This is a genomic window from Carnobacterium maltaromaticum DSM 20342 (genome assembly GCF_000744945.1).
GTDB classification, from domain to species: domain Bacteria; phylum Bacillota; class Bacilli; order Lactobacillales; family Carnobacteriaceae; genus Carnobacterium; species Carnobacterium maltaromaticum.
This window is the reverse complement of sequence record NZ_JQMX01000001.1, coordinates 3509945-3532207: the sequence shown is the minus strand read 5'-3', so window position 1 is coordinate 3532207 and position 22263 is coordinate 3509945. Positions and strand designations below refer to the sequence as shown.

At 33.7% G+C, this 22263-nt stretch carries 22 protein-coding genes; 7 read left to right on the top strand and 15 right to left on the bottom strand.

Annotated features, from left to right (window positions below):
* Positions 1 to 2: 2 nt before the first annotated feature.
* The 5 genes from BR77_RS16550 to yjbM form a co-directional block, all read right to left on the bottom strand.
* A complete protein-coding gene (locus BR77_RS16550; protein ID WP_016356543.1) occupies positions 3 to 1004 on the bottom strand; it encodes a ComEC/Rec2 family competence protein in 1002 nt (333 codons plus the stop codon).
* 466 nt (positions 1005 to 1470) lie between these two features.
* The gene (gene mgtE / locus BR77_RS16545) at positions 1471 to 2844 is read right to left on the bottom strand and encodes a magnesium transporter (RefSeq protein ID WP_035065818.1); all 1374 of its coding nucleotides are present in this window, start codon (positions 2842 to 2844) and stop codon (positions 1471 to 1473) included.
* Between the two features lie 28 nt (positions 2845 to 2872).
* Positions 2873 to 3775: an RluA family pseudouridine synthase gene (locus BR77_RS16540; protein ID WP_010050650.1), complete on the bottom strand. Its 903-nt coding sequence runs from the start codon at positions 3773 to 3775 to the stop codon at positions 2873 to 2875.
* The gene (locus BR77_RS16535; protein ID WP_015076977.1) at positions 3765 to 4577 is read right to left on the bottom strand and encodes an NAD kinase; all 813 of its coding nucleotides are present in this window, start codon (positions 4575 to 4577) and stop codon (positions 3765 to 3767) included. Before BR77_RS16535 ends, BR77_RS16540 begins: the two co-directional genes overlap by 11 nt.
* A 67-nt stretch (positions 4578 to 4644) precedes the next feature.
* On the bottom strand, positions 4645 to 5298 hold the full coding sequence (gene yjbM / locus BR77_RS16530) for a GTP diphosphokinase (RefSeq protein ID WP_010050647.1): 654 nt from the start codon (positions 5296 to 5298) through the stop codon (positions 4645 to 4647).
* 168 nt (positions 5299 to 5466) lie between these two features.
* On the opposite strand from yjbM, the gene BR77_RS16525 reads away from it, so the two are divergent.
* The gene (locus BR77_RS16525; protein ID WP_015076978.1) at positions 5467 to 6048 is read left to right on the top strand and encodes a CYTH domain-containing protein; all 582 of its coding nucleotides are present in this window, start codon (positions 5467 to 5469) and stop codon (positions 6046 to 6048) included.
* A gap of 189 nt (positions 6049 to 6237) precedes the next feature.
* Positions 6238 to 6930: a DsbA family protein gene (locus tag BR77_RS16520; RefSeq protein ID WP_010050643.1), complete on the top strand. Its 693-nt coding sequence runs from the start codon at positions 6238 to 6240 to the stop codon at positions 6928 to 6930.
* Between the two features lie 77 nt (positions 6931 to 7007).
* Here BR77_RS16520 and pepF read toward each other — a convergent pair whose 3' ends face one another.
* The 9 genes from pepF to BR77_RS16475 form a co-directional block, all read right to left on the bottom strand.
* A complete protein-coding gene (gene pepF, locus BR77_RS16515; RefSeq protein ID WP_010050640.1) occupies positions 7008 to 8825 on the bottom strand; it encodes an oligoendopeptidase F in 1818 nt (605 codons plus the stop codon).
* A 141-nt stretch (positions 8826 to 8966) separates the two neighbouring features.
* On the bottom strand, positions 8967 to 10133 hold the full coding sequence (locus tag BR77_RS18430) for a competence protein CoiA (RefSeq protein WP_051926785.1): 1167 nt from the start codon (positions 10131 to 10133) through the stop codon (positions 8967 to 8969).
* Between the two features lie 203 nt (positions 10134 to 10336).
* Positions 10337 to 11005 carry an adaptor protein MecA gene (locus tag BR77_RS16505; protein ID WP_010050637.1) on the bottom strand — a complete coding sequence of 223 codons (669 nt, stop codon included), beginning with the start codon at positions 11003 to 11005 and terminating at the stop codon, positions 10337 to 10339.
* Between the two features lie 243 nt (positions 11006 to 11248).
* Entirely contained in the window at positions 11249 to 11647 is a 399-nt protein-coding gene (spxA, locus tag BR77_RS16500) for a transcriptional regulator SpxA (RefSeq protein WP_035065814.1), read from the bottom strand.
* Positions 11648 to 12115: 468 nt separating this feature from the next.
* Positions 12116 to 13471, bottom strand: coding sequence for a PFL family protein (locus BR77_RS16495; protein WP_010050631.1), 1356 nt, complete (start codon positions 13469 to 13471; stop codon positions 12116 to 12118).
* 24 nt (positions 13472 to 13495) lie between these two features.
* Positions 13496 to 13765: an ACT domain-containing protein gene (locus tag BR77_RS16490; RefSeq protein WP_010050629.1), complete on the bottom strand. Its 270-nt coding sequence runs from the start codon at positions 13763 to 13765 to the stop codon at positions 13496 to 13498.
* 166 nt (positions 13766 to 13931) lie between these two features.
* Positions 13932 to 14261 carry a thioredoxin family protein gene (locus tag BR77_RS16485; RefSeq protein ID WP_015076982.1) on the bottom strand — a complete coding sequence of 110 codons (330 nt, stop codon included), beginning with the start codon at positions 14259 to 14261 and terminating at the stop codon, positions 13932 to 13934.
* Complete coding sequence (yidD, locus tag BR77_RS16480) at positions 14251 to 14511, bottom strand: membrane protein insertion efficiency factor YidD (protein WP_029451068.1); 261 nt, start codon at positions 14509 to 14511, stop codon at positions 14251 to 14253. Before yidD ends, BR77_RS16485 begins: the two co-directional genes overlap by 11 nt.
* A gap of 386 nt (positions 14512 to 14897) precedes the next feature.
* Positions 14898 to 17012: a cation:proton antiporter gene (locus BR77_RS16475; RefSeq protein WP_015076983.1), complete on the bottom strand. Its 2115-nt coding sequence runs from the start codon at positions 17010 to 17012 to the stop codon at positions 14898 to 14900.
* Positions 17013 to 17370: 358 nt separating this feature from the next.
* Here BR77_RS16475 and BR77_RS16470 point away from each other — a divergent pair, with 358 nt between their 5' ends.
* The 4 genes from BR77_RS16470 (at position 17371) to BR77_RS16455 (ending at position 20081) form a co-directional block, all read left to right on the top strand.
* Positions 17371 to 17811 carry a MerR family transcriptional regulator gene (locus tag BR77_RS16470; RefSeq protein ID WP_015076984.1) on the top strand — a complete coding sequence of 147 codons (441 nt, stop codon included), beginning with the start codon at positions 17371 to 17373 and terminating at the stop codon, positions 17809 to 17811.
* Complete coding sequence (locus BR77_RS16465) at positions 17811 to 18512, top strand: MBL fold metallo-hydrolase (RefSeq protein ID WP_010051846.1); 702 nt, start codon at positions 17811 to 17813, stop codon at positions 18510 to 18512. The genes BR77_RS16470 and BR77_RS16465 overlap by 1 nt, the downstream gene beginning before the upstream one ends.
* Positions 18513 to 18653: 141 nt before the next feature.
* Complete coding sequence (locus BR77_RS16460) at positions 18654 to 19220, top strand: DUF1836 domain-containing protein (RefSeq protein WP_010051845.1); 567 nt, start codon at positions 18654 to 18656, stop codon at positions 19218 to 19220.
* 3 nt (positions 19221 to 19223) lie between these two features.
* Positions 19224 to 20081, top strand: a complete 858-nt coding sequence (locus BR77_RS16455; RefSeq protein ID WP_035065809.1) for a DegV family protein — start codon at positions 19224 to 19226, stop codon at positions 20079 to 20081.
* A 51-nt stretch (positions 20082 to 20132) separates the two neighbouring features.
* Here BR77_RS16455 and BR77_RS16450 read toward each other — a convergent pair whose 3' ends face one another.
* Positions 20133 to 20738 carry an SEC-C metal-binding domain-containing protein gene (locus BR77_RS16450; protein ID WP_015076985.1) on the bottom strand — a complete coding sequence of 202 codons (606 nt, stop codon included), beginning with the start codon at positions 20736 to 20738 and terminating at the stop codon, positions 20133 to 20135.
* Between the two features lie 294 nt (positions 20739 to 21032).
* Between BR77_RS16450 and BR77_RS16445 the strand changes: the two genes are divergently transcribed.
* Complete coding sequence (locus BR77_RS16445; protein WP_016356544.1) at positions 21033 to 22217, top strand: glycosyltransferase family 4 protein; 1185 nt, start codon at positions 21033 to 21035, stop codon at positions 22215 to 22217.
* Positions 22218 to 22263 lie beyond the last annotated feature (46 nt).

Here is a 22263-nt window from a genome sequence, read left to right as displayed (position 1 = left end):
ACTCACTCCTCTGTTTTCACTGAATAAGTCCCATCCTTAGCTACTGATACAGTAATTGTACCACTCTTATCTGTCCCATAAAAAGGAATATTCAGACTTTTTAAGCGCTCAATTGTCTCACTACTTGGATGGTGATAACTATTATTGATTCCCGCTGAATAAATGGCAATTTTAGGATTCACTGCAGCCAACCATTCAGGACTGTTACTTTCTTTTGAGCCATGATGCCCAACATGTAATAAAGTTGATTCTAGAGGAATATTTTTGGCCAACATTTCTTTTTCCACCCGTGAAGCAGCATCACCAGTAAACATGCTACTAAAATTACTCGTTGAAATCCTAGTAACGATTGAATCATCATTTTGATTGCTTTTACTTTCTTCCGTGGGATTCAGCACTTCTATTGAAAAGGGACCTATTTTTCTAACCTCGCCACTTTTTGGCTCTTCATAAAGACTATCTTTAGCAGCAATAGAATCTAATAATTTTTCATATACTTTAGTAGTAGAATCATGTCCATTTAGCCAAACTTCCTTCACATCAAAATAATCCATAACTAAATCACCATGACCAATATGATCTGAGTCATTATGGGTAAAAATCAGCAAATCAATTTTCCCACCTACCCCAATATAGGTATTTAGATACTCAATAATGCGTTTATTTTTATCATCATAACGACCTGTATCAATTAAAATCGTCGTTCCATCTTCACTTTGAATCAATGTTGCATCCCCTTGACCAACATCTAAAAAACGAAAAGTTAAATTTTCTGTTTGTTCCGGAGTTATTTTAGCATCTGTTTTTGTTTTTTTCTGAGTATTAGAATTAAAAACACTGTCAATCTGCTCTGAGATATCTTTGGTTATATCCGTTAGTGAGTTTTCATTTTGACCAACCATTTTACCAATAAAAAAACAAAATAACATGACACTAAAAATAACTAAATATCTTTGATTTAGTTGCTTTTGTTTTGTGCGTTTCTTTCTCTTCTTTTGTGCCACATCATCACTCCTTAATAAAAAGTTTGGTGAGCCGTCTAGCCCTGGCAGAAAAATAGGAAATTCCAGGAAAAGTAGCTCTTTACTTTTTGGGGAATTTATCTTTTTTCCGAAGGGTTGGCTCACAAGAACTAGCCGAATAAAAAGTTTGGTGAGCCGTCTAGCCCTGGCAGAAAAATAGGAAATTCCAGGAAAAGTAGCTCTTTACTTTTTGGGGAATTTATCTTTTTTTCGAAGGGTTGGCTCACAAGAACTAGCCGAATAAAAAGTTTGGTGAGCCGTCTAGGCCTGGCAGAAAAATAGGAAATTCCAGGAAAAGTGGCTCTTTACTTTTTGGTGAATTTATCTTTTTTCTGAAGGACTGGCTCACAAAAACTAGCCGAATAAATGTTTAAAATTTATATAGCCAACACATAAAAAAGACCAAGGCGACTAAGCCTCAGCCCCTCTACTTATACTCTAGTTTCAATCAGTTTGTACCAATAAAATAAGACATAAAGAGTCCCGCAATATTAAAATAAATTAAAACACTCGTTAAATCACTCAATGTTGTTATAAATGGTCCGCTGGCTACAGCTGGATCGAAGCCTAAGCGATCCATCAAAATTGGAATCAAACTGCCGGCTAAATTTGCTACAGTAATTGCACATAGCATCGCCATTCCAATTACAAAACCTAAGATAAAGTTGTGTTTCCATATCCCTACCACAAAAAAGATTGTTACTCCTGTAACCAATCCTGTAACTAAACCAGTCATAATTTCACTTAAAATCATTTTACCAAAGTTCGTTTGCCCATCTTCTTTAGTTGCTAATTTACGAACAGCAACGGCTAAAGATTGAGTCCCTGCATTTCCTGCAGTTCCTGTAATTAATGAAATAAAAACGGCTAAAATACTTGCATCACTAACCATCACTTCATAGCGACTAATTAGAGAAGTTGTACTCATACCTAAAAATAATAGCGTAATTAACCAAGGCAAACGTTTTGAAGCAGCGATAAAAGGATTTTCAGTTGTTTCATCAACATCAACCCCGGCTAAACCTGAATAATCACTTGTTGCCTCATCATCAATAACATCAATAATATCATCAACGGTAATAATTCCCAATAAATGATCCCCATCGTCAACAACGGGCACAGCTAAAAAGTCATAATCCCGAATCGTTTTTGCAACGTCATTTTGATCATCATCTACTGTAACAAAAACAGGTCGTTCACTCATTAAGTCGGAAATTAAGGCATCATCTTCATTAATAATCAAATCACGTAAAGAAATAACGCCAACCAATGTATCATCTGTATCGACAACATATACATAATAAATTGTCTCTGCTTCGGGTGCCTTGCTCTTTAAAATAGCCATGGCTGAACGAACCGTCTGATTCGCTACAATTGAAACGAATTCAGTCGTCATAATCGCCCCAGCAGTTTCATCTTTATAATGCAGAAGTTCTTTAATTTCATTGGCACTTTCTTCATCCATTAAAGCCAAATACTCTTTTATTTGTTGTTTTTCTAGCTGTTTTAAAATATCAACAGCATTATCGGCGTACATCGCGCCTAACATATCAGCTGCATATTGAAGATCCATCTCTTCTAAATAGATTTCAACAGATTCTTCATCTTCTTCAATAATCTCAAACATGTCACCCATCTCATTTGGAGACAAGAAATGGTACATTTTTTGACGCTCTTCTTTTGTTAAACCTAGATAAAATTGTCCCTGTTCATAGGTATGGGTTGCTAGAAATTCTTCTCGAAATTCAGTTATATTTCCTTGATTCAAGAGTTCTTTTAGTAACTCCATTTGTTTTTCGATTTCTAATTGCGCTTCATTCAATTGATTATCCCCTTTCCCTCACGGCTAGCTATACTAGTTCTTTTTCAGCATCTAACCACTGACGTATATCTGTTGGATAAGGAGCCTTAATATGCATATTTTCTTGAGTAAAAGGATGCACAAATTCTAGTTCTTGGCAATGTAAAGCTTGACGCTTAATCCACTGATTATGACTACCTCCATACAAATCATCTCCTATTAAAGGATGACCTAAATGTGCAAAATGAACCCTAATTTGGTGCGTTCGCCCAGTATGCAAGCGAATATCCACTAAAGTTGCTAATGGAAATCTATTTTTTATCCAGAATTCCGTTAACGCATATTTTCCTTCTGGTTTGACCATACGAGTAATAATAGAATCTGGAGTACGACCGATTGGGAGCTCGATTTTTTGATGTTCTGAACCTGAAATAGAGCCAGTAACTAAAGCTACGTAGCGTTTCGTTAGTCTATTTTCTCGTAAAAGGACATCCATAAGTGCATGAGCAAAACCATGCTTAGCAAAAAGCATCAACCCAGTCGTGTCACGGTCTAATCGAGTGACAATATGCACTACTTGATCCGCATAATTTTGACGACAATAATATCCTTTTACACGATTAGCCATTGTTTGTTCAGGATACAATTGAGACGGAATAGATACAACACCAGCGGGTTTATTAACAATTAAAAGATGCTGATCTTCGTAAACAATTTCAATTGGATTTTCCACAGGAACTGTTGTCTCGTAACCTTTTTCATCTGGAACAGTAATCGTCACCTGATCACCAAAAGCTAAATAGTGAATAGCATTCTGAATTTGACCATTTACCTCAATTTTTCCACCTTGAAATTTAACTTTTGCCAATAAGCCTCGCGAAACGCCTTTTGTTCTTAAAAATTGTTTGACTTGATGTGACTCTGTTTCTTGATAAATCCAACTAAACTCCATGATTTTTCTTCGCTCCAATAAATGCATCTTCCACACGACTCCAAAAATGCGTATGACGATAACGCGCAAAATGGATCCGTTCTTTGGCAATGCGGTAATTAATTTCAATAATATTTTTTTCTGCTGAGGTTAACTGATCAATAGTTAAAATAAAGCCTTCTTCAGTAGCTGGTTTTAATTTAATCCACTCATCGCGAGCGACAATCAAAGGTGAACTTAACGTTCGAAAAACACGGTTATTAATTGAGGCGATTTCAGTCAACTGAATCGCCTCAAGTCGAGGATGAATGACAGCCCCACCTACCGATTTATTATACGCTGTTGAACCTGTTGGAGTTGAAACACAAATCCCATCTCCTCGAAACCGTTCAAACAACTCATCTTTAATGTAGACATCACAAACCATAGTTCCACCAACCCGCTTTAAGGTAGATTCGTTTAATGCGACAAACCGTGCTTTTTCAGGTTGGTTTTGGTAGCAAACCTCAACATCTAATAAAGGATAACTAACACTTTCACCTTCATCAGTGACCAAACTGGCAACTAACTCTTCCAACTCATAATCGCGCCAATCTGTATAAAAACCTAAATGTCCTGTATGAACGCCAACAAATCGGACTTCGTCTAACAAGTGGGCGTAGCGATGAAAAGCGGACAAGAGCGTACCATCGCCTCCAATTGTAATTACAACATTCGGTTTTTTTTCATCAATAACTAACTGATTTTTTTGACAAAGCTTGCGCAACTCCTCAGCTAAAGTAACTGATTTTTTATTATTATTGTAAATAATTGCTATTTTCACAGTCACTCTCTCCTTTGTGAATAAAAATTTCATTGCGTTCACTTAGATTTACTCTGTTAATTTTTTCTTAGCTTGAGGATTTTTTATTTTTAGGATCTTGGTAGCCTTTATTATGAGAAAAAAGTTGTTGAGCTTCTTGAATTTCTACTCTGATTTTTGACATTTCTTCATCCAACTGAAAAGCAGCTTCAGCAGCTCGTTGTAATCTAATATTAATATCTTCAGGAAACTCTCCTTGATACTTATAATTTAATGAGTGTTCAATCGTTGCCCAAAAATTCATTGATAACGTTCTAATTTGAATTTCCATGAGAATTTTTTTTTCACCATGAATCAATTGAACAGGGTATTCTAAAACAATATGATACGAACGGTATCCACTTTCCTTATTGTTTGTAATGTAATCACGTTCTTCGACAATTCTAAAATCGTGCCTACTTCTCAACAAAGCTACAACAGCATGAATATCATCTACAAATTGACACATAATTCTTAATCCAGCAATATCTTGCATATCTTGCTCAACTCGATTAATCGGAATCGAGCGCAATTGAGCTTTAGCTAGAATACTATCTTTAGGTTTTACACGACCGGTCACAAATTCAATAGGACTGTGTTGACTTTCTTGCCTAAATTGCTTACGGATGCCTTTAAGTTTAATTTTTAGTTCATCTACAGCTTGTGTATATGGTGCAAAAAAATCATCCCAATTTTCAATCATTATGCATACCTTCTTTATTTATCTTTTGAAAATCATTACTCACTCATACATTGAATAAGCATACAGAACTATTTTAACATACGTAGCCAAGAAAATGCAGATAGAAATCCGATTATTCGAGAAAATTATGGTAAGATGAGAAGAACAAGAAAGTGAGGGTCTATTATAATGACTGAAGAAATTGAAATTGAATTTAAAAATCTTTTAACTGAAAAAGAGTATCAAACACTTTTATACTCTTTTAACGCCACTGAAAATGAATTATTTACGCAAATAAACAGTTATTTTGATACTCCTGATTGGGACTTAAAAAAATTACATGCTGGCTTGCGAATCCGTCTATTGCCTGATTCTGCTGAGTTGACATTAAAAACCCCTTTTGAAAATCACTTACTAGAAACAACTGATTCTCTATCTTTAATAGAAGCAGAAAAATTGATTTCTGAAGGGAAAATCAAAGCAGACGGTGCTGTGGGAGCTAAATTAAAATCGTTAAACATTTCCCCAGAGCAACTTCGCTTATTAGGCACATTAAAAACGACTCGCTTTGAAAGACAAACATCTCAAGGTCTTTTCGTGCTAGATAAAAGTTATTATGGCAATGAAGTTGATTATGAATTAGAATTTGAGGTTCCTGATTATTCAATTGGAAAAATTCATTTTGACAATTTTCTAGAAAAACATCAGATCCCTCTTCGTCCCGCTAAGAACAAAATAGCACGAATGATTGATGCCACTTTCAAGAAATAAAGCTCCATTTATCTCAATAAAAATAGAATTGTGGCAAATTTGTTACAAGTAATAATTAGCTTTTATCAATGTCAAGGCTTTTTAATACTTTTTTTTCTCTTTTTTTGATAAAGTAAGAGTGTCAAAAGAATTAACCATTAAATTTAACTTACTTTTTACAAAAAATATATAACTAAGGTGAAGATAACTATGTTGGCAAAACCAAATGATACTACTCATTCAAACTCAAATTTTAAAAGAATTATTGAAATTTACCTTTTTGTTAACCCAATTGGCTCTAAATGTTACACTTCAGAGAAAGAAGTCCTTTCTTTTGTTGAGGGACTTGAACAAAAGGTTCATTTTCGCTTTATTCCATTTCATAATTTTCAAACTGTAACTAAGTATATGCAATTTCACAACCTTCCAGAAAAAAATCTCGCTTTTCGGAATCAAATTTGCACGTCCACTTACCAGGCTTCATTGGCATATAAAGCTGCTTTGATGCAAGGGAAGAAAAAAGGTCGAGCTTATTTAATGCAATTGCAGTCTGAACTAATCGAAGATAATTCACTTTTTTCAGAAAACTTGTTAATTCAAGTTGCTGAAAAAGTAAACTTAGATGTTGAAATGTTTATTGAGGACAAAAATTCTGATTTTGCTAAGGCTTCTTATGAAGAAGATCAACGAATTGCTCGTGAAATGCAAATTGAGAGTAATCCTTCTATGGTTGTTTTTGATAACCAAAACGATGATTACGGCTTATTAGTTGAAGACTGTATCTCTGTTGATTTACTAAAAAAATTATGTAATCCTAAATCATCTTTAAAAGAAAACCATAAAAAAATGTTTATTCAAACAGAACATACTCCTTTGCAAAAAAAAAATCTACGTGTACTTTAAAATAAAATCGACTGAAGACAATTGTCTTCAGTCGATTTTATTTTAGTACAAAGTTACTACTCAAAAAGATATCTTTTTTATGCTTTCAACTCTGCAATCAAAGCTTCAAATTCATTTAAACGTGCCTCAAAAACATGCATGGCATCGGTAATATAAGCCTTTTCGGTCATATCAACACCGGCTTTTTTCATGACTTCAATTGGGAAATTACTACTTCCTGATTTTAAATAGTCTAAATAATGCTCTAAGGCATGTTCTTCACCAGCTAAAATTTTAGCCGCTAATGCTGATGCTGCCGAAAATCCAGTTGCATATTGATAAACATAGTAATTGTAGTAAAAATGCGGAATTCTAGTCCATTCAATCGCGATTTCAGGATCTTCAACTACGTCAGGTCCGTAGTAACGAGCATTTAATTTCCCGTAATAATCAGACATAAATTCTGTTGTTAAAGGAATTCCTGCTGCAGCTTTTTCATGAATAAAATGTTCAAATTCGGCAAATTGTGTTTGACGGAAAATGGTTCCTTTAAAACCATCTAAATAATGATTTAATACATAGGCTCTAATTTTAGGATCCGTTTGTGTTTCAAGTAAATATTCAGTCAATAGGTTTTCATTCGTCGTTGATGCAATTTCAGCTAAGAAGATTGAATAATCTCCGTAAACGTACGGTTGATTTTTCCGTGTATAATAACTATGAACACTATGTCCCATCTCGTGAACTAGGGTAAACAATTGATTTAGCGTATCATTCCAGTTCATTAAAATATAAGGATTTGTTTCATAAGCACCTGATGAATATGCACCACTGCGTTTCCCACTATTTTCAACTACATCGACCCATCGATTTTCAAATGCCTCTTCAACAATACTTAAATATTCTTCGCCTAAAGGTGCCAAGGCTTTTAATGTTTCTGCTTTAGCTTCTTCATAAGTGTAACTAACCGTTGCTTCACCAGTTATAGGCGTATACAAATCATACATGTGCAACTCTTCAACATCTAGCAGTTCTTTCCGTAATGCTACATAACGATGTAACAATGGTAAGTTTTCTGTCACTACCTCTAATAATGTATCATAAACAGCTTCTGGGATATGGTTTGCTGCTAGAGCTTTAGCTCTTGCTGATGAATAGTGATGCACATCTGCGTTATAGTTATGATATTTTACATGAGCTGATAATGTGCTTGCAAACGTATTTTTTAATCCCTCATAGGTTTTATACAGATTTTTAAAAGCAGCCTCACGCACTTCACGATTAGTACTTTCCATTAATTGTCCATATACACCGTGGGTTAATTGAATATCATTTCCTTCTTCATCCTTAATAACAGGAAATTGAATATCTGCATTATTTAAGACGCTAAAAGTTCGACTTGATGCTCCAAAAATTTCTCCTGCACCAGCCAAGAGTGCTTCTTCATTTGCTGAAAGAATATGAGCTCTTGAACTTGTCATTTGATCAATAAAGTGACGATAGATGTCGAGTTTTTTATTTTCTTCGAAAAATTTAGCAAGCGTTTCTTCTGGAATTTCTAAAACTTCTGGTTCAAACCAAGAAATTGCCTCACTAGATTTTGTTGCTAAATTATTCGCACGATCATACATTGCTTGATACTCTGAATTTGTCGTATCTTGATCATTTTTTAAATGCGCGTAGACATAAATGGTTTCAAGTTGATTGGAAATATCTAACAAATAATCGATTCCTTTTAATAAATCTTCTGAACTTTGACCGATTTTACCTTTAACCGAATCAACTTTTGTTAATTTTTCTTCCAACTCTTGATAGCTTTGATTAAATTCAGCATCTGATTTAAAAATAACTTCTAAATCCCAAGTTAGCTCTTCAGGTACTTCTGCTCTCGTAGGTAATTTTTTTGTTTCTGCCATTTTTAATCCTCCTTAAATTTTCATCACTTTCTAATCTTAACATAGATTGATTAAAAAAAAAGAAATTTTGTTTTCAATTAAGATAAAATAAAAAAACTGCAAATAATTAGTTAAAGAATGCTTTAATGTTTGCTATATTTCTCAATTTTGATACTGCTTAAAAGCCGTCATTTTTTCATTTTCATTTTTATAAAAATAAGGCTTTTTTAAAATAAGCCATTGCTGATTTCCTACTTTTTCAATTAATCCAAACGTCTTCAATGTAGATAGATAAGCCTTACATATAGATATAATCGTTTCAGTTGAAATTTGAGCCAGTTGATGAAGTTCAATTTTTTGTTCGTTTATTAGTTTAAGAAGAAAATCTTTATACTGTGATTCTAAAAAAACAGCCCCTTCACCTTTAAGAGCTAGCCATTCAATAATTAGGTACCGCCAATAGTATGAACTGGTTTTTATTCCACTATTTTTATAAAAAGGAAAATAAATCTCTTTCGGAATAGTCACAAGGGATTCGCCTTGTTCATATAAATAGTGTTGAAATTTTTTCATCTCAGTTGTGCCATAAAATCGGTTCTGATTTAGATGAAAATGACAATAAAGTAAATGTTGTGCTCCTTTTTCATTTGTATTTAATTGTTGCCCTTTTTTTAAATTGTTTAAAATTCCTATTAGTTTACTGACGGAATTTTTAGGTTTAAGCAAACTAAAATAGATAATTTGATAGCTTAATTTTTTAGCTGGTTCTTCTTCCATAATATGAACCAAACAGAGGAGTTCTTTTTTTAGCGTATCTAAATAATACAATTGAAAGCCTAAATCTTGACGATAAGTAAAAAAAGCACGCTGACTCGCTGTAAAACTTTTTTTAGGAAAAAAAGCGTTTCCTAGAATCCAGTATACAGTATAGCCTGCATTATTATATCCTTTTGTTCTTTCTTTCAAACGCTTGATAGATAAAGGACTACATTGAAATTCAATCGCACAAGGTTGATCTGATGACAACCAAATAACCAAATCTGGACGTTGTTTTAAAGAAGGAATGTGCGCTTCCAATTGACAAGGAATTCCTTGCTGAATAAACCAGTTATATAACACTCTTTTACCAATTAAGTGTTCTTCTGTTTCTCCTTCTGAAAAAACTTGACACTTTTCACTTTGTAAATGAGCAAAATGTGGAAGTTTTATTTCTCCTTTTTTTAAACAAACGCTTCCCTTACAAACTGGACAAAGATAATGTACTTTATTTTCTTTTCCTTCTTCATGTGCTAAAACATGTTTATTTTGATCGTTTAAAGCAATTAGCATGAAAAAACTCCTCTCTTAGCACTTATTAGTATTCGTAAAAAGCGCTTTTTTTTGCTGAAAAACTGATTTATTTGATAAAAAAACTGAAATAATCTACTAAGTAGTTTATTTCAGTCTCTATTCAGATTCTAAGTATGTATTTAAAAATGGTGCTAAACTAGAAAAACTAGCTTAACACCATTCTTATTTTAAAGATTTCTATACTATTTAAAGTAATGTCTTGTTAATTCTAATGCACTTTTTTCCATGATTAATTTACCATATTCCCCTAATACATCTGCCGTGATTTGGGTTTCTTCTGTAAATTCCAAAGCAATAGCAATCTCATCTTCAACACTTGTTTCTGTCATCTCTTCTACAAAAAATACAAGTTGTAAAAAGTATGATCCCTGATATGAATAAAGATTCGAAACAGCATTGTCAAGATACATCATATTAGCCAGTGAAATCATATCTTCAAATTGATTTAATTTTAAAATCACTTCCGAAGTCAATAACTCTGGGTCTTGTAAATAAGAATCAATTTCATCTAGCTCGTTTGAACTATTCAAAATTTGCTTTTTAACAAATTCGGTAAAATCTTCTGGGGTTGAATTTTCAGGTAGCTCAGATAAGTCAAATTGCTCATTTAAACCGCCGCCTTTACTTATGAACAATTCTAAGCCATTGCCATTAGGTAATACCTGAAAAGTAATTGCATCAGATTCATGGAATTGTTCGTCCACATCAACTTCCTCTAATATACTATAAAAAAAGCTTTCTATTTGCTTATGGTTTCCCAGTAAATCTAGAAAAGTTATGCCACGTTCTTCCAAATCAGCATTTTCAATTAACACACGAATTGTGTTCTCATTAATATGCTCCATTTCCATGATCCTACACCTCATTTCTTCTTCCAACCTACAATTAGTTAGAATCTATATACCACCATTTTAAAGCAAATAAGCAAAAAGTAAAGCTAAATGCTACAATTCATTCAAAAGTTCAGCTATTAACAATCTTATCATTAAAAATAGATTAAATTTACCATTCATTTTTTCCGAGGATTTGGCTAATAAATAAAAAAACTCTTTTTGACCATTTTAGCCAAAAAGAGTATCTACATTTTTTTTAGGTTAGTAACTAACTAATAGTTGTGCTTGTTGTAACTCTAACGCACGAACTTCTCTTGGTAAGAAACGGCGAATTTCATCTTCGTTATATCCTACTTGCAATCTTTTTTCATCTAGCATAATTGGTCTGCGTAATAAACCAGGATTTTTTTGAACTAGATCAAATAAATCTTGTAATGGCATATCTTCTAAGTCAACTTCGAGTTCTTGGAATACTTTTGAACGGGTTGAAATGATTTCTTCTGTGCCATCTTCTGTCATACGCAAAATCGCTTTGATTTCAGGAATGTTTAAAGGTTGTGAGAAAATGTTACGCTCTTTGTAAGGGATGTTATGCTCCTCTAACCATGCACGTGCTTTTCTACAAGAAGTACAACTTGGTGAAGTATATAATGTGACCATATTTTATTCGCTCCTTTGTCTCGGTTTGTTTCCGAGAGTATATTTTTGCTAATGTGTATTGCTTGTCTACATCTACCATTATAAATCATCTAATAATAAATATCTACCCTTTTCGACATATTTCTGTCACTTTTTCGACATTTCTTGTTAAAACATTTATAAATCAAGTCTTTTGTTCACAATTTTTTTCAAAAAAAGACTTTATTTGATGGTTTTCGTCTTATTTTATGAATAACTGTAATTATTATCATTTGACATTCACTCTATTTTAAAAAATAAAAGTCGTCATTCAAAAAAACTAATTAAAAGTAAGTAACTCTTTTATTTAGTTTAGCACTTTTCAAGAAATTATGCTAGAACAATTTTATTTTTATATCAAAAAAAACGATTGAAAAATGTAATTTCCAATCGTTTTACTAGTTTAATAAATTTTAGTACACATAAATATATTTACTTGTCTCAATCCTATTAATTTTTAAAGGAATGAATAGGTGCGGGAATTCTCCCACCACGTTCAATAAATGCGGCTGAAGATTTAGCATTAACTGGCATAACAGGTGCTCTCCCCAATAAACCACCAAATTCTACTAAATCACCAACTTTTGTACCAAAAGCAGGTATCACCCTAACTGCAGTTGTTTTGTTATTAATCACACCAATTGCTGCTTCATCAGCAATCATGGCAGCTAGCGTTGTTGCTGGAGTATCACCTGGAACGGCAATCATATCTAAACCAACAGAACAAATTGCTGTCATTGCTTCTAACTTTTCTAAATTCAGTACGCCTGCTTGGACTGCTGCAATCATACCCGCGTCCTCAGAGACTGGAATAAATGCACCCGATAAACCACCCACATGCTCACAAGCCATGACACCACCTTTTTTAACGGCATCATTTAATAAAGCTAGTGCTGCTGTCGTTCCGTGTGTTCCGACCATTTCCAAACCCATCTCTTCTAAAATATAAGCAACGGAATCTCCAATAGCTGGAGTGGGAGCTAAGGACAAATCAACAATTCCAAATGGAATCCCTAAACGTTCAGATGCCACTCGCCCAACCAATTGACCCATTCGTGTAATTTTGAAAGCTGTTTTTTTAACTGTTTCTGCTACAACATCTAAGGGCTGACCTTTAACTTTTTCAATTGCTCGTTTAACAACCCCTGGCCCACTAATCCCAACATTAATTACACAGTCAGCTTCTCCAACTCCATGAAATGCACCAGCCATAAAAGGATTGTCTTCAACAGCATTGGCAAAAATAACTAATTTCGCGCAACCTAAACCACTAGTTTCAGCCGTCAATTCAGCTGTTTTCTTAACTACTTCGCCCATGTCACGAACAGCATCCATATTAATTCCCGCCCTAGTTGAGCCTACATTAACAGATGCACAAACACTTTCTGTATTGGCTAGCGCTTCTGGGATTGACTGTATCAGAATTTGATCGCCCTTTGTATATCCTTTTTGAACCAATGCAGAGAAACCACCAATAAAATTTACTCCGACAGCTTTTGCCGCTGCATCAAGGGTTTTAGCAAAAGCGACATAATCTTTATCAGCAGAGGCTCCAGCAACAATTGCAATCGGTGTAACTGAAATACGCTTATTAATGATTGGAATACCATATTCAGATTCAATTTGCTCTCCAACTTTAACTAAATCCTTAGCCATAGTTGTAATTTTCGTATAAATTTTTTCCCTAGCTACTTCACCATCTGAGTCTGCACAATCCAACAAGGAAATTCCCATTGTAATCGTCCGAATATCTAAATTTTCTTCATCAATCATACGAATTGTTTCGCTAATTTGTTCACTTTTCATTCACTGTTCCACCTCCTTTTAATTTTATAAACTGTGCATTGTTGAAAATAGTTCTTCACGTTGAATGCTAATTTTTACTTTTAATTTATCGCCTGTTGCTTTTAGAGTTTCTTTAACTTGATCAAATTCAGTGGTTGTTTCACTAAGATCACACATCATCATCATAGTAAAATTTCCTTCCATAATGGTTTGTGAAACATCCAAAATATTAATAGTCAATGCTGCCAATTCCTTGCTCACTCCGGCAATAATCCCAACATTATCTTTTCCAATTACTGTTAATACTGCTTTCATATTCGTCTATTCCTCCTAGAATTAGTTGTTTTTATTTTTTCTAGTATAGCACATTACCTTAGAATTTAATTAAGGTTTTATGAAAAAAAACTAATTTTTTCGTTAATAGCATGTTTTTTTGTTTTACTAAACATCCTTTGTCTTAGAATAAAAAAACCTTCAGAAGTTAATCTGAAGGTTGACTAGTCCGATTATTTAGGTAATCAATTAAAACTTCGCGTGGGAGATAGCCTGTAATTTTTTCGATAGGTTCTCCATTTTTAAATAAAACCATTGTTGGAATACTCATAATTTGGTAGGCTTCGGCTATTTGTTTATTTTGATTGACATTAAGTTTAGCCATTTTGATTTGATTGTCAGAAAAAAGTGGCGCAACACTTGTCAAAACAGCCGACAAACGTTGACAACCACTACACCATTCTCCCCAAAAATCAACTAATGTTAGACCATTTGAGATTTCTGTCTGAAAATTATCTTGAGTTAGATTAGTGATCATGATGGCACTCCTCACCAGGGTTGCGCTTTAGTGAAAAAGTTGTCGGTACATAATCAAGACCGCCTTTTACAAACGGATGACAACGTAATATACGTGATGTTCCCATAATTGTACCCTTAATAATGCCATGCTTTTCGATTGCTGTCAGTGCATAAGTCGAACAAGTTGGATAATACCGGCATCTAGGAGGCAACATCGGTGAAATAAACTTTTGATAGAAGCGAATTGGTGCAAGCCATATTTTTTTCAACATTTCAATTGTCTCCTTTAAATAAAAAGTTTGTTGAGCCGATTAGCTCTGGCAGAAAAATAGGGAAATTTGATGTGGCGTTTTTTGCCACCTCGAAATTTCATCTTTTTTCCGAAGAGTTGGCTCATAAGAACTAGCCTTGATAAAAAGTTTGTTGAGCCGGTTAGGCCTGGCAGAAAAATAAGGAAATTTCATGTGGCGCTTTTTGCTATTTTACCATTTATCTTTTTCTCGAAGAACTAGCTTTTCAATACCTTAGTTTTTAAAATTAAATCCACCGTTTTCTCTCTCTTTCTATTATACGCTTTAACTATTAAATTTCTATTTAATTTTGAAATTAGCTTTAATTTAGGATACTTACGAGCTTTTGCGAAAATAGGCTTATTTTAATCATCCTCATCACCTAATTCCATAATCGAACTTTCACGATAATTGACAAAACGTCGTAATTGAATCGCTAAATTCACAGATATATCCCCGTTCTCATATAATTTTTGAATATCGCCACGTTCAGCATTTAAAGCTTTTAATCGTAATTCTTGTAGTTGTTCCTCGTACTCTGCTTGATAGTCTTGTCCAAAACGCTTGATTCGTTCGATTTTATTTCGATATTCAACTATCAGGTGATAAGCAATAGTTTTATCTATCGGAATTTCTTTTTGTTGATTTTGCTTCATATGAGCAGACAATGTTCGAATAGCCAACTTAGCTGTTTCTCTTTCTAAATTTAGCTTTTCTTGATGTTCTTGTCTATAAACTTCTCTTTTATTTATTGGCAAATTCTCTTTAATTAATTGACGATAAACTCTTTTTCCAACGACTACCAATCGATTAAAGCGTGCCACCCATAAATTTCTCAACCCGCGTTTCCGACGATTAAGTTGTTGAATATACAGATGTCCAGTTTTAGTTGAAACAGATTGATTAATAATCATTTTTTCTGTTTGCATTATTTCTGCATTGATTCCAATAATACGAATGTCTGCTTCATCCTTTAAGAATTGAACAATCGTTTCTTTACTATTATATTCCATTTGCATCCGTCTAATCAAATGGTCGTACTCGTGTAATAAATCATAGGCAGCCATCCGATTTTGGGGCTGACTTTCTTGTTCAATAATACTGATTGCTGTATTCATAATACGAATACGTGCTTTGGCTTCCTCAAAATCTGTGACTTCATCACCATCCGTTATTGGCTCCAAAAAATCAACAAAATCATCACCTGATGTTTCAAATCGCCGTTTCGATTTAGTTAATAAAGGCAAAGAAATAGTTGCTGCAACTAGCGTAAATACAATCACACCTGAAGCTATAAAGAGAATAGAGGATCTTCCTGGAAAAGCAAAACCAGTATTTAAAAGATAAGGAATTGAGAGTATACCTGCCATTGTCACAGCACCACGTACTCCAGTTAACCCTGACATTAGTGCGATTTTAAAACTTGGTACTGTTTCTCGTTTAAATTTACCAAAGGAATAATCAAACCACATATAGCTATAGGTCCATAATACTCGGATAATTAAAATAATGAACCATAGTAAAATAACATAACCAAACAGTTGATAGTTATTTCCATTGATTGAATTTTCCAATGCTGTTCCCATTGCAAAAGGGAGTTCAATTCCCAAGATTAAAAACATAATTCCATTTAATAAATAAATAATCACATCCCAGGTTCTTTCAGTAACAATTTGAACCTCAGCCATTCGGCTTTCATTTGCTTTGCGATGATTATTCGCAACAACACCAGCAGCTACAACAGCTATTACTCCAGATGCATGTAACCACTCTTCAACAATAATAAAAATTAAGAAGGGAATCAAAATTTGAATTAGGGTATGGAGAATAACATCTTTAATCCCTTGAATACTTAGCCATTCTTTTAAACCAATAATCAGCCAAGCTAATAGAATTCCCATAAGCAACCCCATTATTGCCATATAAAAAAAATCAGAAATCGCAGCTGTCAAAGAAAAATAACCTGTGACAGTTGCTGCAATTGCATACTTAAATGCAATTAATCCGCTAGCATCATTTACTAAACTTTCCCCCCTTACCAGACGTAAGACACCTACTGGTAGCTTTACTTGTTGGGCAATCCCATTTACCGCTACAGGATCTGTCGGAGATAGAATAGCCGCTAATGCAAAGGCTGCAGCCAGTGGAATTTTTCCATTCATCACCCAGTACATCGTAAATCCACCGATAACCGTCGTGAGAAAAACCAGTAAAATAGAATTTGCTAAAATAGGAATTCGTAACTTCCATAAATCTTTTTTTGGATAATGACGCCCATCGTTATATAACAACGGAGCCACAAATAAAAGCATGAACCACTCAGTATCTAATTCAATTTTGACATTAAAAACCAATGCAACAAGTAAGCCCAAACCAACTTGAAGCAACGCTGTTGGAATGGCAATTAAGTAATGGCTCAATATATTTGAGGCAATTACTAAAGCAATCAAAATAAGTGTTCCTTCGAGTACTGGAAACATTTGCCTCACTACCTTTCACTAGCGCTCTTCTAACAAATAATAAAGCTTAAAACTAGTATACGAATTTTTCCTTTATTCAACAACTAATAGAACTTACCAATGCCTAATTTTACTCAATTTAACTATACTAAATGCAACTTATTTTTTATACTTGACCCTAAAGCATACTTTAATGTTAAACTTATGTTATTCGATACTGAATCGGCTCAATAAACTTTTTATCAAGGCTAGTTTTTTTGGGCCAACTCTTCGAGAAAAATATGAATGGGAAAAATGACAAAAAGCGTCATCTCTCCCATTTCCTATTTTCTTGCCAGAGCTAATCGGCTCAACAAACTTTTTATGGGGGTGCATTATAATGGGAAAAAGAATTAAGGCAACTGCAACTGAGGTTGGAATCAGTCAAGAGGCTCTTCGCTACTATGAGAAGAAAGGTATCATAAAACCTGAACGTTTAGCAAACGGATACCGTTCTTATACTCCTGAACAAATAACTGAATTAAAATATGTTTCTGTGATGAAATATGCTCACTTTTCATTAACTGAAATTGCAACTATGACAAGTTTATTTTCCAAACCTCCTACACCTGAATGTAATCAAACATCTAAAAAAATACTCAGCGAAAAAATAGAATATCTTGAAGATACTATTAAACACTACCAAGAAATCGTCCAGCTTTTATCTAGTTTGCCTAGTAGTGATGATTCTTCTTCTTACTTACAAAAGAAACCTGAAATAGATCAATTTATTGAAACTATTTTCGAACAAATTAAACAAACTGAAGGGATTGAACTTTAATGAAAATACTTGAAAAAAAAGATTTTTGGCAACTAACTGATATGCCTGTTCTCTTTCCGATAAACTGTTTTTTAATTGCTGAAAACCAAGAATTAACTTTAATTGATACAGGGCTTAATCGCAGCGCTAAAGGGATTCTGAACACTATTAATAACATAGGCTTGCCTTTAACAAAAATCATTCTAACTCACGCTCATATAGATCATGTTGGAAGTCTTACTAAAATCAACGCAGCTTTTCCCGATGCAGAAATTTTAATTGGAAAACAAGAATGGTCTATTTTACAAGAACAACTAAATCCATCTAACTCTCATACCTATTCAAACTATCCTGACTTAACACCTTTAGCTGTGAAACCAACTGGATTTTTAGAAGATGGTGATAGGATTAACAGTCTATTAATTATTGAAACTCCTGGGCATACATTGGGATCTATTTCAATTTTTGATCAGCGTCATGGATATTTAGTTGTCGGAGATTTACTTCAAACTCGAGGTGGACCTGCAATTGCTGGGGATATTCGTCCACTATTCCCTTTTCCAGGAAAAGCTACTTGGGAACCAAAAATGGCCATTCAATCAACTGAAAAAATACTAACTTTTCAACCAAGTCTAATCGCTTGTGGGCATGGTGACTGGCTTACTGATTCAAATCAAAAGTTGTCTTCTTTAGCGACTCGAGCTAAAACAAAGCTTAATTAATTTACTTCTAAAAAATGTATCTAGTTGCTCATGTGTAGCTAGATATTTTTTATATTCAATCTAATTTCGATAACTAGGTTGAAGAATATATAAAATCATGTTAAACTATTTTCATAACTAATAAAGCAGGTGAAAATTAAATTGAATACGATGGAAAAAGAACTAGAATTATGGGGTCAGGGACTTGAGAAATTCCAACTACCACGATGGAATCTATTACCGGATATTGATTTATATATGGATCAAGTTCTAACCATGATTGAAAAATATCTATCACCCTTAATGATTCACGAAGATCAAAAAATTATTACAGCAGCGATGATTAATAACTATGTAAAACTAGGTTTAATTCCTGCACCTGTAAAAAAAAGATATACGCGAAAACATATTGCTTTTTTAATTGCAATTTCTATTTTAAAACAAGTTTTTACTATCCAAGAAATCAAGGATGGTATCTTATTTCAAGCTTCTGTTGTAGGTATTAATGAAGCTTTCAATCTATTTTGTGATGAACAAGAGAAATCATTATATGTGGTTGCAGCCCAAGTGACGGGTACAAAAAGCATCCCAATTTTAGAGGAGCAAATACCAATTGATTTTCTAGCAGTAAAACTAGCTACTCTTTCTTTTGCAACAAAATTAATTACAGAAAAAACAATTGCATTAGGTAAAGAAAAAATTTCAACTAAAAAAGAGGCGGAGGAATAATTAATGACAACAGATAAAATAGCATTACTTGTTGATTCTTGTACAGATGTTCCAGATGATATGATTGAAAAATATGGAATGTTTGTGATTCCCTTAAAAATTATTTATAAAGATCGGGTTTATACAGATAAGGTTGATATTAATGCTGAAAAAGTTTATGCGCACTTAGACACAGAAATTCCAACAACTTCTTTACCTGATGGGCAAGAAATTACAACTATTTTTGATAAAATAAAAAATGAAGGCTACACAAAAGTTGTTGTAGTCACCATTTCAAGTGGTTTAAGTGGAACAAATAACCTTGTACGTTTGATTGCTGAAGACTATTCAGGTTTAGATGTTTTTGTTGTAGATACTAAAAACATTGGAATTGGCAGTGGGATGCAAGGTATTCAAGCAGGACAATTAATTGCTTCTGGGGCAGATTGGAACACCATTAAAACAACTTTAACTGCGAATGTTGCTAAATCTAAGGTCTTCTTTTGTGTAGATACTCTTTTATATCTGCAAAAAGGTGGACGAATTGGATTAGTTTCTTCTATTTTAGGTAGCGCCCTTAATCTACGTCCGATTATTTCTTGTAATGAAGATGGCGTTTATTATACAGTTGCTAAAGTTCGTGGCCGCAAAAAAAATCTTGAAAAAGCTGTTGAACTAGCAACTAAATTTATCGGTTCTCACCAACGATTCAATTTAGCTATTGTTGATGGTGCCGCAAAAGAAGAAGCAAAAGAAATCAAAGCGAAATTAAAACAATTATTCCCACAAGCTGAAGCAATTTTTGAAGGACCAGTTGGACCCGCTTTAGGCGTTCATACTGGACCTGGCTTGATTGGCATCGGAATTCAATTACTTGACTAAATAAAAATCTCGATAAAAGCAACTTTCTGCTTTTATCGAGATTTTTTATTATTAAGCCCCACAACATTTTTTATATTTCTTACCACTACCACATGGACAAGGTTGATTACGCCCAATTTTAGTAGATAGAACGGGTTGTTGTTTCACAGGAGGTGCAGGCCTTCTATTTGCCATTCTTCTAACAGGTGCTTTAGCAGTCGGAGCTTCTGGTTGACTTGTTTTGATGACAGCTTCCATCTCTGCTTTCTTAGCTGGTGACCAATTAACTGGATTGGCAGCACGCTCAATCATTTCTGGTGCGACCTTTTTCACTCTTTTTAACAAGGTTGGCGCATTTTTTATTTTATTGGTCATTTCCAAAAATGTGAAATATGCTTCTAAAACTTGTTCAATTTGTTTAAAATCATCTGCCGCTAAAATAAATTCAGCTGGGAAATAATCAACTAAGACCTCTTCCAATGAACCAGCAGTCCATTTTTTAGCATCTCTCGAAAATTCTGTATACTGAACTTTTGCAAATGTATAAATGATACTACCACTGATTTCTTTCGTTGCATCTAGTAATTGAGCATACTCTTTTGTTTGCTCAAATTCTGTTTGCCAATCTAGTATCGGTTGCATAACTTTTTCTAATTTTTCTTTTGAAACCTCACTCATTTTAATACCCCTTTTAATAATAGGTAATTTTAACGAAATAAAACTACACCAAATTTTCCACAGATACTTATCATAACATATAAATTTATGCATTTTAAGTTTTTCTTGTAGATATAATGAAATCCTTATCTAGCATGTCAAACTGACTATCGTTTTTCTTAAATTTAAGTGGGTAGTAAATAGACTTGTAATCATACAAAATGGTATAATACCTATAACCATAAAATGCTAGTATTGGATAGGCTTGAAAAAAGAGTTCAATCGAGCTGGTAAAGAGGTAAAGGAGTGCTTGAAATGAATATCGGTTTATTTACCGACACGTATTTGCCACAAGTTAGTGGTGTAGCAACATCAATTAAAACCTTAAAAGATGAATTAGAACAGCAAGGACACAATGTCACTATTTTCACTACAACAGATCCCAACGCAGATAAAAATGAAGAAAATATTATTCGCTTAGCTAGCATTCCTTTCTTTTCATTTAAAGATCGTAGAATTGCAATTAGCGGCTCTCATAGCGCTGTAAAAAAAGCAAAAGAATTAAATTTAGACTTAATTCATACTCAAACAGAATTTAGCTTAGGGTTAACAGGTAAACAAGTTGCTAACCATTTAAAAATCCCTTGTATTCATACCTACCATACAATGTATGAAGATTACTTACATTATATTGCTAAAGGCAAAATTGTTAAGCCTTACCATGTAAAAATTTTAGCTAGATATTTTTGTAATCAAACGAATGGTTTAATTGCTCCTAGTGAGCGTGTTTTAAAACAATTGCGTGATTACGATGTCGTTCGACCAATCAAAATTATTCCAACAGGTGTCGTACTAGAGGATTTCAACTTGACTACAAAAGTTAATATTAGGCAAGAATTAGGGATTTCGACCGATACACCTGTTTTACTTTCGTTAAGTAGACTTTCGCAAGAAAAAAATATTACAGCCCTTTTACTAGCTATGCCTGAACTACTTCAAGCCAAGCCAAATTTACAACTAGTGATTGTTGGAAAAGGACCACAATGCGCTGAATTGAAAGCCTTAGCTACTCGTTTAGACATTACAGATCATGTCATTTTTGTTGGTGAAAAAAAACGCCAAGAAGTTCCTGCTTATTATGCTATGGCTGACTTATTCGTTAGTGCATCTGAGTCTGAATCGCAAGGACTGACCTATATTGAATCTTTAGCTTGTGGAACAAATATTATTGCCAAACAAAATGAGTATACAGAAAGTTTAATCGGCAATGGGGATTTCGGAAAATTATTTGTTCAGGATGAAGATTTAGCTAGCACCATTTTAGCTGAACTTGATAAACCCAAAGATTTAGCAGATTTAGAAAAAAAACGGACTCAATTGCTTTACGATATTTCTTCTGAAGCTTTTGGAAAACATGTATTTGAATTTTATCAAACAGTTATAGCAGAATATCAATACAAAGCACCTCGTGGGTTAAAAATTGTAAAATTTTATAGATAATTAAATTGAATTTGCCCTTATTTTCTTTGCTACTCAATGAGTAGTG

Excerpts from the sequence above, each read along its gene's own strand:
- BR77_RS18430 (WP_051926785.1), bottom strand. The coding sequence starts at position 10,133 with ATGCTAATTGCTTTAAACGATCAAAATAAACATGTTTTAGCACATGAA.
- BR77_RS16455 (WP_035065809.1), top strand. The coding sequence starts at position 19,224 with ATGACAACAGATAAAATAGCATTACTTGTTGATTCTTGTACAGATGTT.
- BR77_RS16490 (WP_010050629.1), bottom strand. The coding sequence starts at position 13,765 with ATGAAAGCAGTATTAACAGTAATTGGAAAAGATAATGTTGGGATTATT.
- BR77_RS16470 (WP_015076984.1), top strand. The coding sequence starts at position 17,371 with ATGGGAAAAAGAATTAAGGCAACTGCAACTGAGGTTGGAATCAGTCAA.
- BR77_RS16450 (WP_015076985.1), bottom strand. The coding sequence starts at position 20,738 with ATGAGTGAGGTTTCAAAAGAAAAATTAGAAAAAGTTATGCAACCGATA.
- BR77_RS16540 (WP_010050650.1), bottom strand. The coding sequence starts at position 3,775 with ATGGAGTTTAGTTGGATTTATCAAGAAACAGAGTCACATCAAGTCAAA.
- BR77_RS16465 (WP_010051846.1), top strand. The coding sequence starts at position 17,811 with ATGAAAATACTTGAAAAAAAAGATTTTTGGCAACTAACTGATATGCCT.
- pepF (WP_010050640.1), bottom strand. The coding sequence starts at position 8,825 with ATGGCAGAAACAAAAAAATTACCTACGAGAGCAGAAGTACCTGAAGAG.
- BR77_RS16485 (WP_015076982.1), bottom strand. The coding sequence starts at position 14,261 with ATGATCACTAATCTAACTCAAGATAATTTTCAGACAGAAATCTCAAAT.
- BR77_RS16495 (WP_010050631.1), bottom strand. The coding sequence starts at position 13,471 with ATGAAAAGTGAACAAATTAGCGAAACAATTCGTATGATTGATGAAGAA.
- BR77_RS16445 (WP_016356544.1), top strand. The coding sequence starts at position 21,033 with ATGAATATCGGTTTATTTACCGACACGTATTTGCCACAAGTTAGTGGT.
- BR77_RS16525 (WP_015076978.1), top strand. The coding sequence starts at position 5,467 with ATGACTGAAGAAATTGAAATTGAATTTAAAAATCTTTTAACTGAAAAA.
- BR77_RS16520 (WP_010050643.1), top strand. The coding sequence starts at position 6,238 with ATGTTGGCAAAACCAAATGATACTACTCATTCAAACTCAAATTTTAAA.
- yjbM (WP_010050647.1), bottom strand. The coding sequence starts at position 5,298 with ATGATTGAAAATTGGGATGATTTTTTTGCACCATATACACAAGCTGTA.
- spxA (WP_035065814.1), bottom strand. The coding sequence starts at position 11,647 with ATGGTCACATTATATACTTCACCAAGTTGTACTTCTTGTAGAAAAGCA.
- BR77_RS16475 (WP_015076983.1), bottom strand. The coding sequence starts at position 17,012 with ATGTTTCCAGTACTCGAAGGAACACTTATTTTGATTGCTTTAGTAATT.
- BR77_RS16505 (WP_010050637.1), bottom strand. The coding sequence starts at position 11,005 with ATGGAAATGGAGCATATTAATGAGAACACAATTCGTGTGTTAATTGAA.